This window comes from Pseudomonas sp. SIMBA_067, assembly GCF_046534675.1.
GTDB lineage: Bacteria > Pseudomonadota > Gammaproteobacteria > Pseudomonadales > Pseudomonadaceae > Aquipseudomonas > Aquipseudomonas putida.
This window is the reverse complement of the sequence record NZ_JAWRYH010000001.1, coordinates 323,213-338,082: the sequence shown is the minus strand read 5'-3', so window position 1 is coordinate 338,082 and position 14,870 is coordinate 323,213. Positions and strand designations below refer to the sequence as shown.

General features: G+C 62.9%; 15 protein-coding genes and 1 pseudogene. 3 read left to right on the top strand and 13 right to left on the bottom strand.

Annotated features, from left to right (window positions below; all coding sequences use genetic code 11):
* Positions 1-22 precede the first annotated feature (22 nt).
* Positions 23-421 (bottom strand): NUDIX hydrolase, encoded by a 399-nt coding sequence (locus tag SB765_RS01610; protein ID WP_410930807.1) that lies wholly within the window; start codon positions 419-421, stop codon positions 23-25.
* 259 nt (positions 422-680) lie between these two features.
* Here SB765_RS01610 and SB765_RS01605 point away from each other — a divergent pair, with 259 nt between their 5' ends.
* Together SB765_RS01605 and SB765_RS01600 are read left to right on the top strand one after the other, a co-directional pair.
* Positions 681-893, top strand: coding sequence for a general stress protein (locus tag SB765_RS01605; protein WP_341795553.1), 213 nt, complete (start codon positions 681-683; stop codon positions 891-893).
* A gap of 176 nt (positions 894-1,069) precedes the next feature.
* Complete coding sequence (locus SB765_RS01600) at positions 1,070-1,339, top strand: DUF6555 family protein (RefSeq protein WP_016499664.1); 270 nt, start codon at positions 1,070-1,072, stop codon at positions 1,337-1,339.
* A 38-nt stretch (positions 1,340-1,377) separates the two neighbouring features.
* Here SB765_RS01600 and SB765_RS01595 read toward each other — a convergent pair whose 3' ends face one another.
* Entirely contained in the window at positions 1,378-1,992 is a 615-nt protein-coding gene (locus tag SB765_RS01595) for a response regulator transcription factor (protein ID WP_341795554.1), read from the bottom strand.
* Positions 1,993-2,108: 116 nt separating this feature from the next.
* On the opposite strand from SB765_RS01595, the gene SB765_RS01590 reads away from it, so the two are divergent.
* A complete protein-coding gene (locus tag SB765_RS01590) occupies positions 2,109-3,731 on the top strand; it encodes a hybrid sensor histidine kinase/response regulator (RefSeq protein WP_410911639.1) in 1,623 nt (540 codons plus the stop codon).
* A gap of 32 nt (positions 3,732-3,763) precedes the next feature.
* On the opposite strand, the gene SB765_RS01585 is transcribed toward SB765_RS01590, so the two are convergent.
* The 11 genes and pseudogenes from SB765_RS01585 to paaK all read right to left on the bottom strand — a co-directional run bounded on the left by SB765_RS01585 (position 3,764) and on the right by paaK (position 14,768).
* A complete protein-coding gene (locus tag SB765_RS01585) occupies positions 3,764-4,063 on the bottom strand; it encodes a hypothetical protein (protein WP_341795556.1) in 300 nt (99 codons plus the stop codon).
* Between the two features lie 160 nt (positions 4,064-4,223).
* Complete coding sequence (gene paaZ / locus SB765_RS01580) at positions 4,224-6,278, bottom strand: phenylacetic acid degradation bifunctional protein PaaZ (protein WP_410930806.1); 2,055 nt, start codon at positions 6,276-6,278, stop codon at positions 4,224-4,226.
* Between the two features lie 37 nt (positions 6,279-6,315).
* The gene (locus tag SB765_RS01575) at positions 6,316-7,548 is read right to left on the bottom strand and encodes an OprD family porin (RefSeq protein ID WP_410930805.1); all 1,233 of its coding nucleotides are present in this window, start codon (positions 7,546-7,548) and stop codon (positions 6,316-6,318) included.
* Between the two features lie 39 nt (positions 7,549-7,587).
* Positions 7,588-9,150 (bottom strand): annotated as a pseudogene (locus SB765_RS01570) (cation acetate symporter); the annotation flags it as partial.
* Positions 9,147-9,455 carry a DUF485 domain-containing protein gene (locus tag SB765_RS01565; protein ID WP_016499671.1) on the bottom strand — a complete coding sequence of 103 codons (309 nt, stop codon included), beginning with the start codon at positions 9,453-9,455 and terminating at the stop codon, positions 9,147-9,149. The pseudogene SB765_RS01570 and the gene SB765_RS01565, both read right to left, overlap by 4 nt.
* A 102-nt stretch (positions 9,456-9,557) precedes the next feature.
* On the bottom strand, positions 9,558-10,634 hold the full coding sequence (gene paaE / locus SB765_RS01560; protein ID WP_049276231.1) for a 1,2-phenylacetyl-CoA epoxidase subunit PaaE: 1,077 nt from the start codon (positions 10,632-10,634) through the stop codon (positions 9,558-9,560).
* A 15-nt stretch (positions 10,635-10,649) separates the two neighbouring features.
* The gene (paaD, locus tag SB765_RS01555) at positions 10,650-11,183 is read right to left on the bottom strand and encodes a 1,2-phenylacetyl-CoA epoxidase subunit PaaD (protein WP_132845513.1); all 534 of its coding nucleotides are present in this window, start codon (positions 11,181-11,183) and stop codon (positions 10,650-10,652) included.
* Complete coding sequence (gene paaC / locus SB765_RS01550) at positions 11,170-11,928, bottom strand: 1,2-phenylacetyl-CoA epoxidase subunit PaaC (protein WP_410930804.1); 759 nt, start codon at positions 11,926-11,928, stop codon at positions 11,170-11,172. The genes paaD and paaC overlap by 14 nt, the downstream gene beginning before the upstream one ends.
* 8 nt (positions 11,929-11,936) lie before the next feature.
* Positions 11,937-12,218, bottom strand: a complete 282-nt coding sequence (gene paaB, locus SB765_RS01545) for a 1,2-phenylacetyl-CoA epoxidase subunit PaaB (protein WP_004374528.1) — start codon at positions 12,216-12,218, stop codon at positions 11,937-11,939.
* 25 nt (positions 12,219-12,243) lie between these two features.
* Entirely contained in the window at positions 12,244-13,233 is a 990-nt protein-coding gene (gene paaA / locus SB765_RS01540; RefSeq protein WP_049276226.1) for a 1,2-phenylacetyl-CoA epoxidase subunit PaaA, read from the bottom strand.
* Between the two features lie 215 nt (positions 13,234-13,448).
* Complete coding sequence (paaK, locus tag SB765_RS01535) at positions 13,449-14,768, bottom strand: phenylacetate--CoA ligase PaaK (protein WP_410930803.1); 1,320 nt, start codon at positions 14,766-14,768, stop codon at positions 13,449-13,451.
* Positions 14,769-14,870: the final 102 nt, after the last annotated feature.

The following is a 14,870-nucleotide window of genomic DNA, read 5'->3' as shown; positions in this document are numbered from 1 at the left end:
GGCGACAACATTCCGCGCAGCCTTACCGGACTGACGCCGCAGTGGTTCTGTCGCAAGCCAGTAGCGAGCGGATAAGCGATTTGATTTCACCTTTGAGCCCGGGTGCCTGGTTTAGGTGGGCGAAGCGGTAATCGGCAATTTCATGCCGTGCCTTGGGTTGCGGTGCGTTGGCAAACTCTGCTTCGAATACGTAGTGCATTCGCTCGGAGGTTTCGTGGCGCATCAACAAGGTCAGGGAATCGGCCTGCAACCCGGTCTCCTCGAGCAATTCACGCTCTGCTGCCTGCATGGGCGTTTCGCCAGGTTCAATCTTGCCACCGGGAAGGGTCCAGGCGCCTTTGGACTTTCTCACCCATAACCATTTATGGGTTTGCTTGCCATGTCGGCAGATGATGGTGGCGCGGTCCTTGTTCAACTTCATCAGGCCTCCTGAGCGATGCGCTTGTTTTATGAGGATTCGGCCCTTGGCAGAAACAAACGTTGCGTTTAATCCGACGAACGGTCAAGACAGGGATTTGGCCTTTAATCGCGCACCCCACGCAAACATTTTGTCGGCGTCCTTTTCGTGCCACTGGTCAGCTGCAGTCAAAAGCATTGAGCAGACCCGGCAATCGGCCGCTCGGAACAAAGGCAGGGCACATGCTCATGCGACCAGCCAATCAATCGCAAGGAGAAACCAAATGGCGCAGGACCAAGAGCGAACAAGCCGGCGCGGCGGCACCAAGGAAACCAACCCGGGCAACTTTGCCAACGACCGGGAACGGGCTTCGCGCGCGGGTCACAAGGGCGGGCAGGCTTCTGGCGGCAACTTCGCCAACGACCGCCAGCGTGCTTCGGACGCTGGGCGCAAGGGTGGCCAGAATAGCCACGGCAGCGGTCGCAGTCAGCGCTGAACACCCTTGCTGACACGCAGCGATTCCGGGTTTGCGGACCCGGAATCGCCCATGAACAGGCCTGCTCTGGCACCTGTAACGGCCGCTGGTGCCAATTGTTCGACAAAATTTTGAATCTTCTGGCGATGGCCTGATCAATCAGGGAGTCATCCATGGAGAAGAGGAGGCCCCCTGCGATGCCTAGCCCACAGCTTTACATCATCGATTACCAACTGCATGGCCAACCGCGCAGTTTCATCATTCGCCTGGAACGCCTGGACAATGCCGAGGCCTGGCATTGGGCAAGTTGCGATGCGGGTATCGGCATCATTCCCAAGTTCGGGCGTGAGAAGATCAGGAAGATCAGCCGGCCGATGGCCGAGCGCTACGGGATTACCGCGGTGAGTTGGCGAATTTCGGGGAGCAAGCCGAACCAGTCGGTGGGGGACCCGGCGGCGACGGTCTAACCCGCCATCTGAGCGCCGGCAGCCCCTGACCTATGGTGTCAGCTGCCGGTGTACTTCACCGCAGCAGCCGTACGCGAGCTGACCCCAAGCAGCTTGAGCAGCGACGAGACATGTATGCGCACGGTAAACGGGGAGATATTCAGGGCCTTGGCAATTTCCTTGTTGGTCTTGCCTTGGGCAATCAGCCGGAGTACTTCTTGCTGACGGTGGGTAAGTTGCCCCACTGCACATTCGCCACCGAGGTTGGGCAGCAAGCCTGAGGGCGCATACCTGACCAGCACCTCGCCATTGCGTATGGCGAGGATTGCCGCACCTATCTCATCTGCGGCGATGCTTTTGCCGATGAAGCCCTCGACTCCCGTAGCCATCACCTGCTCGACGATAGCGGGGTCGTCGACCATCGACACGATGATCAGCGTGGTACGTCGAAACTGTTGGCGTAAACGCGCAAGGCACTGGATGTCCACCAGCCCGGGGAAACGCAGGTCGAGGATCAGGGTATCAGGTACTTCCCCGCCATCAGCCAAGGCCATTACTTCATCCAGGTTGCCGGCCTCTTCTATGCAGGCACCCGCAACCACGCGCTTTACAGTGCGTGCCAGGGCTTCCCTGAACAGCGGATGGTCATCCGCCACGATGATGCGACACGTCACGCTTGGCAACTCCCTGTAGCCGCAAGTGTAGAAGGCCATGCTAATTTAGCAGCCTCGGAGAAAGGGTGCTGCCTACGGATGGCAGCAATGCGACCCCGTGCACAGGGAGGCTGGCCATGGACCTGGACAAGAACAACGAACTCGATCAAGCCAACCTGCGCGTGATCGTCGCCTGCTGTGCGCTGGTCTACATGACCGTGCTGGGCTTTCTGCCGGGCAGCTCGCTTGCGCCTTATCTGCCGGTCATCTACTACATCGTCACCTTTGTGCTGGTGTCCATCGGTTTGCGCCAGGCCATTGCCCGTTGGCCCGGGAATTACCCTTGGCGACGGGTACTGGGCATGGTGCATGACTACACCGGTACCTGCTTCGGCCTGGTGGTAGGTGGCGAGGCGGCGTTGCCGATCTATGCGGTGATGGTGTGGGTGAACCTGGGCAACGGCATGCGCTTCGGCTCGCGCTACCTGGCGATTGCCACGGTGTTGGCGCTGGCGGCGTTGCTGGTGGTGTACCAGATCACGCCTTACTGGCAGGCCAACCCGTTCATGGTGTTGATGTTGCTTACCACCAGCACGGTCATCCCGGTGTATGCGCACCTGCTGCTGGAGCGCACGCGCAAGGCCTCTGAACAGGCTGCGGCGGCCAACCGCGAGAAATCCCGCTTCTTGGCGCAGGCCAGCCACGACCTGCGCCAACCAATTCACTCTATCGGCCTGTTCACGGCATGCCTGCGCGAGGCGCAGCTGGGCGAAGAGGAGCGGCGACTGGTGGACAGCATCGACCGCTCGCTGCTCAATGTATCGCAGCTTTTTCGCTCGATTCTCGACCTTTACACCCTGGACAACGGGCGCGTGCAACCGCGCAGCGAGACATTCGCCCTGGCCGGATTTCTGGCGGAGCTGGTGCGTCAGAACACCGAGCCCGCCCGCTGGGCGGGGGTGGAGATACGCTTGCGGCCCTGCGCGTACTGGACGTGCACCGACCGCGGCATGTTGACGACCATGGTGCAGAACGTACTGTCCAACTGCTTCAAATATGCAGCGCATCGCCCGCTGCTGCTGGGGGTACGGCGCTGCGGCGAAGGCCTTGCCATCGTCGTTTATGACCAGGGGCGAGGCATAGACGAAGCGCATCAGCGGCTGGTGTTCGAAGAGTTCTACCGGGTACGCCAGGTACGCGACAACGATGTCGAGGGTGTGGGCCTGGGTTTGTCGATTGTGCGGCGGCTGGGGCATCTGATGGGCCTGACAGTAGAGCTGCGTTCGCGGCCAGGCCACGGCACGGCGGTCAGCCTGCAAGGCTTGCCGCGCCTCAGCGCTCAGCCAGCCCTGGTTGTGGGCGAGCGCTCGCCGGCAGCGGCCGGCCTGCTTGGCGGCTTGCGGGTATGCCTGGTGGAAGACGACCACAATGTGCTGCGGGCGACCTCGGCGCTGCTGCAGCGCTGGGGGTGCGAAGTGGAGGCGCATAGTTCGCCTGCTGGCTTGAGCAGCGATTGTGAAGTGATCGTTGCCGATTATGACTTGGGGCAGGAGGCAACCGGGCTCGACTGCATCGACCAGTTGCGGGCCCAGCGCGGCTGGGACGTACCCGCGTTGATCATGACCGGGCATGACCCGGAGAAGATTCAGGCAGCGGTGCATGAGCGCAATATCGCCGTGCTTTCCAAGCCGGTACGCCCAGCTGAACTGCGTGCGGCCCTGCGCGCATTGCGCGAGGAGCCTGCGGCGCCGGCGCTTTAGACCGGCGCAAGGGCGCAGGGGCTGTGCGTGGGTTATTGCAGGATGACCGCCTGGCCTTCCTTCATGCAGGACGGCGTTGGCTCGTACAGGCCCATGCCGGCCAGCGCGACGATGCCACCGCTGGGCATCTGGCACTCGTACCGGCCTTTGGCGGTGGTGGCGGTGTAGTAGGTGATGGTGCTGTCACTGCGCACGTCGGCGACGTTCGAAACCTTGGTGTTCAGAATGAACTCGGTGCGCTGCTTGAGCGTGTCTTCGGAGGGTTTGATGGTCTGGCAGCCGGCGACGCCGGCCAGGAGGGCGGCACTGAGGACGAGCTTGAGGGCGTGCATGATGCGAGCTTCCTTGGCGTTGTTATCGCTGGACTATAACGCCGAGGGGCGAGGTGGGCGATTAGGGCAGATGTACGAGGTGGCCCTTGGCCTTTATGTAACCTGTGCGTGCCTCTTCGCGGTCCGATTTACCCGCGAAGAGGCACGCGAGGTCAACAAATCACTCAGGCTGTTTCAGCACCAAGGTCAGGATGTCATAGCTGGCCACCAGCTCACCCAGCTGGTTGGTCACCTCCACATCCCACGCCACCACACCCTGCGGCTGGCCCAGCGGGCTGGTCTTGCCCTGGTCGATCTTGCGCTTGCAGGTGAGGCGCGCCTGAATGGTATCGCCGATGCCCACCGGGTTGATGAAACGCAGGGTGTCCAGGCCATAGTTGGCCAGTACTGGCCCGGCGCCAGGCGAGACGAACAGGCCGGCAGCTGCCGACAGAACGAAATAGCCGTGAGCAATGCGTTTACCGAACTGCGATTGCTTGGCGGCGATTTCGTCGAAGTGCATGTAGAAGTGGTCACCCGACAGGCAGCCGAAGTTGACCAGGTCCGCTTCGGTGACGGTGCGGCGATGGGTGAGCAGGGATTCACCGATGCGCAGTTGCTCGAAGTAGCGGCGGAACGGGTGCACTTCAGTCTCGATCACTTCACCACCGCGTACGTATTCGCCAGTGACTGCCGTAAGCATGCTTGGCGAGCCCTGTACGGCGGCGCGTTGCAGGTAGTGCTTGACCGCGCGCAAGCCACCCAGCTCTTCACCGCCACCGGCCCTGCCCGGGCCGCCATGCTTGAGCTGCGGCAGAGGCGAGCCGTGGCCGGTGGATTCCTTGGCGGCTTCGCTGTCGAGTACCAGCAGGCGGCCATGCCAGGCAGCCGCCACCGGAATGGCCTTGGCAGCGATGCTGCGGTCGGCGGTGACCAGTGTCGCCACCAGGCTGCCTTTGCCTCGGGCGGCCAGCGCCAAAGCTTCGTCGAGATCGTCATAGGCCATCAGCGTGCTGACCGGGCCGAACGCTTCGATATCGTGGGCGCCGCCTTCGGCATGCGGATCGCGGGCCTGCAGCAGGGTCGGGGCAAAGAATGCACCCTCGGCCACGCCCTCGCCACGCGGAGCAAAGCCATCGCTGGCGCCGAACAGCTGATCACAACTCTTTAGCAGGCTGCGCACCCGCTCGGCCACGTCGTGCTGCTGGTCGTGAGAGGCCAGGGCGCCCATGCGTACGCCTTCCAGCGACGGGTCACCCACTACCACCTTGCTCAAACGCTCGCGCAAGCGCGTGGCAACGGCGTCGATGTGCTTGGCCGGCACGATGGCGCGGCGGATGGCGGTGCACTTCTGCCCGGCCTTGGTGGTCATTTCACGCACCACCTCCTTGATGTACAGGTCGAACTCTTCGCTGTCTGGCGTTACGTCCGGGCCGAGGATGGCGCAGTTCAGCGAGTCGGCTTCGGCGGTGAACGGTACCGAATTACGTATCAGGTTCGGCGTGACGCGCAATTTGGCGGCGGTATCGGCGGAACCGGTGAAGGTCACCACGTCCTGGCCTTGCAGGCGGTCGAGCAGGTCGCCGGTGCTGCCGATCACCAATTGCAGGCTGCCCTCTGGCAGCAGGCCGGAGGCGTTCATCAGGCGGACGACGGCTTCGGTCAGGTAGCTGGTGGAAGTTGCCGGCTTGACGATGCACGGCATGCCCGCCAGGAAGGTCGGGGCGAACTTTTCCAGCATGCCCCAGATGGGGAAGTTGAAGGCGTTGATGTGCACCGCCACCCCTGCGCGCGGCACCAGGATGTGGCTGCCGGCAAAGTGACCTTGCTTGCCCAGCGGGATGGCCGGGCCCTCGTGTACCAGGTTGCCCGACGGCAGCTCGCGGCTGCCGATGCCGGCATAGGCGAACAACGTGGCGTTGCCGCCTTCGATGTCGATCCAGCTGTCGGCACGGGTGGCGCCGCTATGGTGCGACAGGGTGTACAGCTGCTCCTTGCGTTCGGCCAGGTACAGGGCCAGCGCTTTCAGGCGTGCAGCGCGTTGCTGGAAGTCCATGACCATCAGGCTGGCCAGGCCGCGAGCACGGGCGAAGTCGACGGCTTCGGCGAAGTCCGGGCGCTCTTCGTGGCTGTAGGCCAGTACGTGGCCGTCGAGGGCGCTGCGCAGGGCCTGGGCGCCGTGCTGGCCGAGCCAGCGGCCGGCGATGAAGCTTTGCAGGGTAGGGGCGGCAGACATGCTGTTCTCCATGCTGTTCAAATGTAAGGGGGCGCTGTTACCACAGCGCCAGGGTGTAGCCGATGATCAGGCGGTTTTCGTCAACGGCGTTGGTCAGGCCATTGCCGGAACGGAAGGTGACGTTGCGCCAGCGCAGGCTGACGTCCTTGAACGGGCCGCTCTGGATGACGTAGGTGATGTCGGTGTCGCGCTCGCGCTCGCGGCCATTGCTGACCGTGGCGGTTTCGGCGTGGCGGCCGTCGGTGTAGCGGGTCATGAAGCTCAGGCCGGGGATGCCCATCGCGACAAAGTCGTAGTCATAGCGCACTTGCCAAGAGTCCAGCCCGGCTCGGGTGAAGGTGTTGTAGGTCACCAGGTTGACGGTGAACGGGTCGCCGCCGTTGACGAACGGGAAGGCACTGTCGCCCGACATCTGTTGCCAGGTGGCGGTGAACTTGTGCGCCCGCACGCCGAGGGTGAACATGGCGTTGAAGTTACGGTTGTCGATGTTGCCGGCAAGCTCGGCGCCGTCGTTGCGGCTGTCGAAGTAGCGCAGGTCGCTGCGCAGGCTCACGCCTTCGCTCAAGGGGCGGGTATCGATCAGGCCGACGAACTGCTGGCGGTAGATGTCCTCGAGCTTGGCGTAGTAGTAGCTGACGCTGGTTTGCGGGGTGATGGCGTAGCTGCCACCGCCAAAGTCCAGGTGGTCACTGCTGGCAGCGCCATAGCCGATGTCGTCGCGGCCCGAGGAGTCGCGCAGGTTGGCCTTGGTCAGGCGGCCGGCGTTGAAGGTTAGGCCATCGACATCCTGGCTGGTCAGCAGGCCGCCCTGGAAGGTGGACGCGAGCAGGCGGGTGTCGTTGTAGACCACCACCGGCAAGATTGGCTGCAAGGTGCCCAGGCGCAGGGTGCTTTTGGACACGCGGATTTTGCCGGTCAGGCCCAGTTCGCTGTAATCATCAACCGGTTCGTGGCTGTTCGGGCCGAAGGGCAGCAGCCCGGTATTGCGGCGGTCGCGGCTGGAGTCGAGCTTGATACCCAGCTGGCCCATGGCGTCAACGCCAAAGCCGACCGGGCCCTCGGTGAAGCCGGACTCCAGCTTGGCGGTAAAGCCCTGGCCCCATTCCTCTGCCTTGGCCTGCGGGGCGTTGCTCTGGCGAAAGTCGCGGTTGATGTAGTGGTTGCGCAGCTCCAGCCGTGCGTGGCTGTCGCCGATGAAATCGGCCATCGCCGGCACTGGCAACGCAAGAGTGGCCAGGCAGGCGGCTGACATGAAATGAGTGCGGTTCATTGTTGTTGTTTTACCCGACATGGTTGTTCGTCCCTGAGGTCAGTGCTTGCTGGCGCCGGCAGCGCCGATACCGGTCATGGAGCGGATGAACTGGGCCAGGTAGCGGCCTCGCTCTTCACTGGCACGTTCGGAGCTGTCGGTAACCGAGAACACCCACGCACTGAGGAATGCCAGGCTCATGGAGAACAACGCCGGGTTGCTGTACGGGAACAGCGCTTTCTCGTGATGCAGCACGTTGACCCACACTGCCGGGCCCAGTACCACCAGCAGCACCGCCGACGCCAGGCCGGCCATGCTGCCGCACACCGCGCCGCGAGTGGTCAGGCCCTTCCAGAACATCGAAAGGAGCAGTACCGGGAAGTTGACCGAGGCAGCCACCGCCAGCACCAGGCCGGAGAGGAAGGCGATGTTCTGCGACTCGAACATCAGGCCGAGCAGCACCGCCAGCAGGCCGATCAGCAGGGTGGCAATACGCGATACGCGCATTTCCTCCTGCTCGGTGGCCTTGCCTTGGCGGATCACGCAGGCATACAGGTCGTGGGAGACCGCCGATGCGCCGGACAGCGCCAGGCCGGCGACCACGGCCAGGATGGTGGCAAAGGCCACAGCGGAGATGAAGCCAAGGAACAGGTTGCCACCGACAGCCTGGGCCAGGTGCACGGCGATCATGTTGCCGCCGCCAATGATTGCACCGGTGGCGTCGCGGTAGGACGGCTCGGTGCCGACCATCACGATGGCACCAAAGCCGATGACGATCAGCAGCAGGTAGAAGTAACCGATGAAACCAGTGGCGTAGAACACGCTCTTGCGTGCTTCCTTAGCATCACTGACGGTGAAGAAGCGCATCAGGATATGCGGCAGGCCGGCGGTGCCGAACATCATGCCCAAGCCGAGGGAAATGGCATCCACCGGGTTGGACAGCAGGCCGCCCGGGGCCATGATGGCCTGGCCCTTGGCATGCACGGCCACGGCGCTGGCGAACATGGCCTCGGTGCTGAAGCCAAAGTGCTTGAGCACCATGAAGGCCATGAAGCTGGTGCCCGACAGCAGCATCACCGCCTTGATGATCTGCACCCAAGTGGTGGCGAGCATGCCGCCGAAGGTGACATAGGCAACCATCAGTACACCGACCAGCATCACGGCGTACAGGTAGCTGATGCCGAACAGCAGCTCGATCAGCTTGCCGGCGCCGACCATCTGCGCCACCAGGTACATCAGCGCCACGACCAGGGTGCCGAACGCCGAAGTCAGGCGCACCGGGGTTTGTGCCAGGCGATAACTGACTACGTCGGCAAAGGTGTACTTGCCCAGGTTGCGCAGGCGTTCGGCAATCAGGAACAGAATGATCGGCCAGCCGGCCAGCACGCCCAGGGCATACAACAGGCCGTCATAGCCGTTCATGAACATCATTGCGGAAATGCCCAGGAAGGAGGCGGCGCTGATCATGTCGCCGGCAATCGCCAAGCCGTTCTGCATGCCGGTCAGGCCCCCACCGGCGGTATAGAAGTCGCTGGCCGAGCGGGTGCGCAAGGCCGCCCAGCGGGTGACCAGCAGGGTGAAGCAGACGAACACCATGAACATCGAGATGGCGGTCCAGTTCATTGTGCACACTCCTGCTTGACCTTTTCGTTGAGCGGGTCGAGCACATTGTTGGCGCGGTGTACGTAGATGCCGGTCAGGGCGAAGGACAGCAGCACCATCAGCACCCCCACCAGCATGCCGACGGTGGTCACACCGCCGCTAAGGGATTGGCCAAGCGTGCTGGGTGAGAACGCCACCAACAGGACGAAGCCGTAGTAGATCACCAGCATGGCCAGGGTCAGGCTGCCGTTGAGGCGGCGTTTACGCCGCACCAGGTGTTGGAAATCGGGGTGGTTGGCGATGCTTTCTATGCGTTCGGGTGTCATGGCAAGCGATCTCTTGGTTTTGTAATTGTTTTGTTGAGGTCACGCGGGTGTTGCGGCAGAGGGCCTCTTCGCGGGCATGCCCGCGAAGCAGGCGGCGCGGTCTTAAAGCTGGTCGAAGTCGAGCACCACTTTGTCGCTCACCGGGTAGGTCTGGCACGACAGCACATACCCGGCTGCCACTTCGTAGTCTTCCAAGGCATGGTTGCTGTCCATTTCCACTTCGCCCTCGATCACCCGGCACTTGCAGGTCGAGCACACGCCGGCCTTGCACGAGTAGGGCAGCTCGGCACCGATGGCGTTGCCGGCGTCCAGCACGTTCTGGGTGTTGCGTGGCAAGTCGAAAGTGAGGGCGCGGCCGTCGCTGATCACGGTGATGTGGCTGAGCGCGGAATCCACCTGGCGCGCGGCCTCACGGGCTTCGCGGCGGGTTTCGCTGCCGGCGGCGGCGAACAGCTCGAAGTGGATGCGCTCCTTGCCCAGGCCATTGGCCTGCAGGCTGTCACGTACGGTTTCGGTCATCGCCTGGGGGCCGCAGATGAAGGCGGCGTCCAGGCCTGGCACATCCAGCCAACGGGAGAACAGCTGGCCGCACTTGTCCGCATCGATGCGACCGTTGTACAGGTCGACATCCTGCTGCTCGCGGCTGAACACGAAAATCAGGTTCAGCCGGTCGAGGTAGCGGTTTTTCAGGTCTTCGAGCTTGTCGCGGAACAGCGCGCCAGAGCTGGAGCGGTTGCCGTACAGCAAGGTGAAGCGGCTGTGCGGCTCACTGTCCAAGGTGGTGCCAATAATCGACAGGATTGGAGTAATGCCGCTACCAGCGGCCACGCCCAGGTAATTGCCCTGGCGGGCAGCGTCCAGCGGTACGAAGAAGCTGCCCGCTGGCGGCATCACCTCCAGTTGCTGGCCGGCCTTGAGCACTTCGTTGGCAAACGCCGAGAAACGCCCGCCTGGCACGCGCTTGACGGCCACGCGCAGCTCGCCGTCCTGCACGGCGCTGCAGATAGAGTAAGAGCGGCGGACCTCTTCGTTGTCCAGTTGCGTGCGCATGACCAGGTACTGGCCCTGGGTAAAGCGGAACTGCGCCTGCAGGTGCTCGGGCACATCGAAGGCAATCGAAACCGCATCACGGGTTTCGTTGCGCACTTGCTTGATGGTCAGGCTGTGAAACTGGCTCATGGCGTTCTCCACGGCTCAAATGCATTTGAAATAGTCGAACGGCTCCAGGCACTCGCGGCAGCGGTACAGCGCCTTGCAAGCGGTGGAGCCGAACTGGCTGAGCAATTCGGTATGGGCGCTGCCGCACTGCGGGCAGCACACCTGGGGTGCTTCACCTAGCAGGCTGCGCTTGCTGGCGCTGCCTTGCGGCGGAGCGATGCCGTAGAGGCGCAGGCGCTCGCGGCCCAGCGCGCTGATCCAGTCGGTGCTCCAGGCCGGGGTCAACCGGCGCTCAAGATCCGGTGCGGGGAAGCCCGCCTGCTCCAGCGCCTGGCGGATATCACCCTCGATCACCTCGGTGGCCGGGCAGCCGGAGTAGGTCGGCGTGACCACCAGGTGCAGGTGGCCGGCGCGCCAGTCGAGGTCGCGGACTATTCCCAGGTCGACCACGCTGACCACTGGCACTTCGGGGTCCATGACCTGGGCAAGGACCTCCCAGGCCCGGGCCAGGTCGTCGCCGCGTGGCGGCCGCGCGCCACGGTCGCCGGCAATCAGCTCACCAGGTTGCATCGGGGTAAGCCCTTGGCAGGAACTGCATCTCGGCCAGCAGCAGGCCCAGGTGCTCGGTGTGCAGGCCTTTGCGACTGTCCAGGTAGAAGTGGCTGGCGGCCTTGGGCAGCGGCAGCTCAACCGAAGCGAAAGTCTCGCTCACCTGTTTGAGCCACGCGGCACCCACAGTTGCCGGGGCGGCGGCAATACCCGCTTCGGCCAACCGCACCTCGTTGTCGCTGGCGGCCGTCAGTTCGACGGTGAAGCGCCACAGTGCCGGAATGGCGGCGAGCATGCGTTGGCGGCTTTCTTCTGTACCGCCCCCCATGCGCTGTACCCACTCGCTGGAACGGCGCAGGTGGTAGGTGACTTCCTTGAGTGCCTTGGCGGCGATACCGGCGATACGCTCGTCGCGGGACCCGACCAAGCCCTGTAGCACGGCGAAGTGCCAGGCGTCGTAGAGGAACTGCTTGGTCATGGTCACGGCGAAATCACCGTTGGGTTGCTCGACCAGCAGCAGGTTGCGGTAGGCGCGCTCGTCTCGGCGGAAGGCCAGGGTGTCGGCGTCGCGACCGTCGTCAAGCAGTTCGGCTGCGTATTCCAGCCAGTTGCGCGCCTGGCCGACCAGGTCGAGGCCAACGTTCATCAGGGCCAGCTCTTCTTCGATGGCAGGGGCGTGGCCACACCATTCGCAGAGGCGCTGGCCTTGGACCAGGGCACTGTCGCCGAGCAGCAACAGGTAAGGGATCAGGGCTTCGTTGTGCATGGCCAACCTCACATGTGTCCGACTTCATCGGGCAGCTCGTAGAAGCTGGCATGGCGGTAGACCTTGTCGTCCGAAGGAGCGAACAGCGGGTCTTTCTCGTCGGGGGAGGAGGCGGTGATCAGCGCCGAAGGCACTACCCACAGGCTGACGCCCTCGCTGCGGCGGGTGTACAGCTCGCGGGCATTTTCGATGGCCATGGCGGCGTCGGCGGCGTGCACGCTGCCGACATGCTTGTGGTTAAGGCCGTGCTTGCTACGCACGAACACTTCGTAGAGGGTCCAGACAGACATTTTCGATCTCCGCATCAATCGCCGCTCAGGCGGCGTTCTTGTTCTGTTGCTTGCGCGCGTAGGCCACGGCGGCCTCGCGTACCCAGGCGCCGTCCTCGATGGCCTTGCGGCGGGTGGCGACACGTTCCTGGTTGCACGGGCCGTTGCCCTTGATCACTTCGTAGAACTCGTCCCACTGGATTTCGCCGAAGTCGTAGTGACCGCGCTCGGCGTTCCACTTCAGTTCAGGGTCGGGGGCGGTGCAGCCGAGCAGTTCGAGCTGCGGCACGGTCTGGTCGATGAAACGCTGGCGCAGTTCATCGTTGGTCTGGCGCTTGATCTTCCAGGCCATGGACTGTGCGCTGTTCGGGGAGTGTTCGTCGCTGGGGCCGAACATCATCAGTGATGGCCACCACAGGCGATTGATCGCGTCCTGGACCATGTCGCGCTGGGCCTGTGTGCCGTGACGCATCATGGTCAGGAGGATTTCGTAGCCCTGGCGCTGGTGAAAGCTCTCTTCCTTGCAGATACGGACCATTGCGCGGGAGTAGGGGCCATAGGAGGTGCGCTGCAGCACCACCTGGTTGACGATTGCGGCCCCATCCACTAGCCAGCCCACTGCGCCCATGTCGGCCCAGCTGAGGGTGGGGTAGTTGAAGATGCTCGAATACTTCGCCTTGCCGCTGTGCAGCTTGGCGATCTCCTCGTCGCGGTCGGCGCCCAGGGTCTCCATGGCGCTGTACAGGTACAGGCCGTGGCCGGCCTCGTCCTGGATCTTTGCCATCAGTTGCAGCTTGCGCTTGAGGCTAGGCGCGCGGGTGACCCAGTTGCCTTCGGGCAGCATGCCGACGATTTCCGAGTGGGCGTGCTGGGAAATCTGCCGGATCAAGGTCTGGCGGTAGGCCTCGGGCATCCAGTTCTTGGCTTCGATCTTGATTTCGGCGTCGATCTTTTCCTGGAAGTTGCGTTCCTCGGGGGACATTTCTTCCAGCGACTTGACGCGCTTGACTCCGGTTTCCACTAGCTGTGCGTACATGTGCTGCGACTCCTGCTAAGGCATGAGTCATTTGTAAGCGATACAAAACATAACGTCAAACAGTATTAGGTGTATCAGATAAGATTTGTGTATCGCTTTTCGGCCTCTTCGCAGGTAAACCCGCTCCCACAGGGGTTGCGCGGCACCTGCAAGCGCGCATAAAACGCAAAAAAAAGCCCCGGACTATGCCGGGGCCGAAAAGGCAGCCGAATGAATCAGCTGGCCAACCGTTTGTCGTACACGTGGCACGCCTTGCCCTCGGAACGCTTGAGCGTGCCGCAAGGCTGCAGGTGCACCTGGGTGCTGATGCCGATGTAGGTCTTGATCTGTCTGCTCAGCTCCCCGATAACCAGCTTGCGCTGGCCTTCATCGAGGTGCTGGCACTCCGCACGCAACTCAACATGCACCTCTACGCTGTCCAGGTTGCCGTTGCGATACAAATGAACCTCATACATCTCGGAAAGTTGTTTTATTTTTAATACCTGTTCCTCGATCTGGGTCGGGAACACATTGACGCCGCGAATGATCAGCATGTCGTCACTGCGCCCGGTGATCTTGCCGATCCGCCGCATCGGCCTGGCGGTGCCGGGCAGCAGGCGGGTGAGGTCACGGGTGCGGTAGCGCACCATCGGCAGCGCCTCTTTGCTTAGCGACGTGAACACCAGTTCGCCCAGCTGACCGTCTGGCAATACTCCGCCGGTGACCGGGTCGATGATTTCGGGGTAGAAGTGGTCTTCCCATATGGTCGGGCCGTCCTTGGTTTCGATGCATTCCATGGCCACCCCGGGGCCCATGATTTCCGACAAACCATAGATGTCGAGGGCATTGATGCCCAGGCGCTGCTCGATCGAGCGGCGTAGTTCATCGGTCCAAGGTTCGGCACCGAAAATGCCCAGGCGTAGCTTGAGGTCATGCGGGTCGATGCCCTGGCGCTCAATCTCGTCGGCCAGGTTGAGCATGTAGGACGGTGTGACCATGATGATGTCGGGCTGAAAGTCGCGGATCAGCTGCACCTGCTTCTCGGTCTGGCCACCCGACATCGGGATTACCGTACAGCCCAGGCGCTCGGCGCCGTAGTGCGCACCAAGCCCGCCAGTGAAAAGCCCATAGCCGTAGGAAACATGCACCTTGTCGCCCTTGCGTCCGCCGGCCGCACGGATCGAGCGCGCCACGACGTTGGCCCAGGTGTTGATGTCATTCTGGGTGTAACCGACCACCGTCGGCTTGCCGGTGGTGCCGCTGGAAGCATGCAGGCGCACCACCTCTTCCTGGGGGACGGCGAACATCCCGTAGGGGTAGTTGTCGCGCAGGTCGTTCTTGCCGGTGAAGGGGAACTTCGCCAGGTCTTCCAGGCACGTGAGGTCGTCGGGGTGGGCGCCGCATTCGGCAAAGCGCTGGCGGTACAGCGGCACATTGTCGTAGGCGTGCTTCAAGCTCCAGCGCAGGCGCTCCAGCTGGTGCTGGCGCAGGGCGTCGACACTGGCGGTTTCCATCGGGTCCAACAGGGCACGGTCGGCATCATGGTACATGTTCATGGCTTCACTCGAATTGTTCTTGTACGCCGCGCGCCAGCGGTTGCAAGCCACGCGGTGAGTGTCATGAGCGCAGCATATACGGCTGCGTTCGGTTCGGTAACA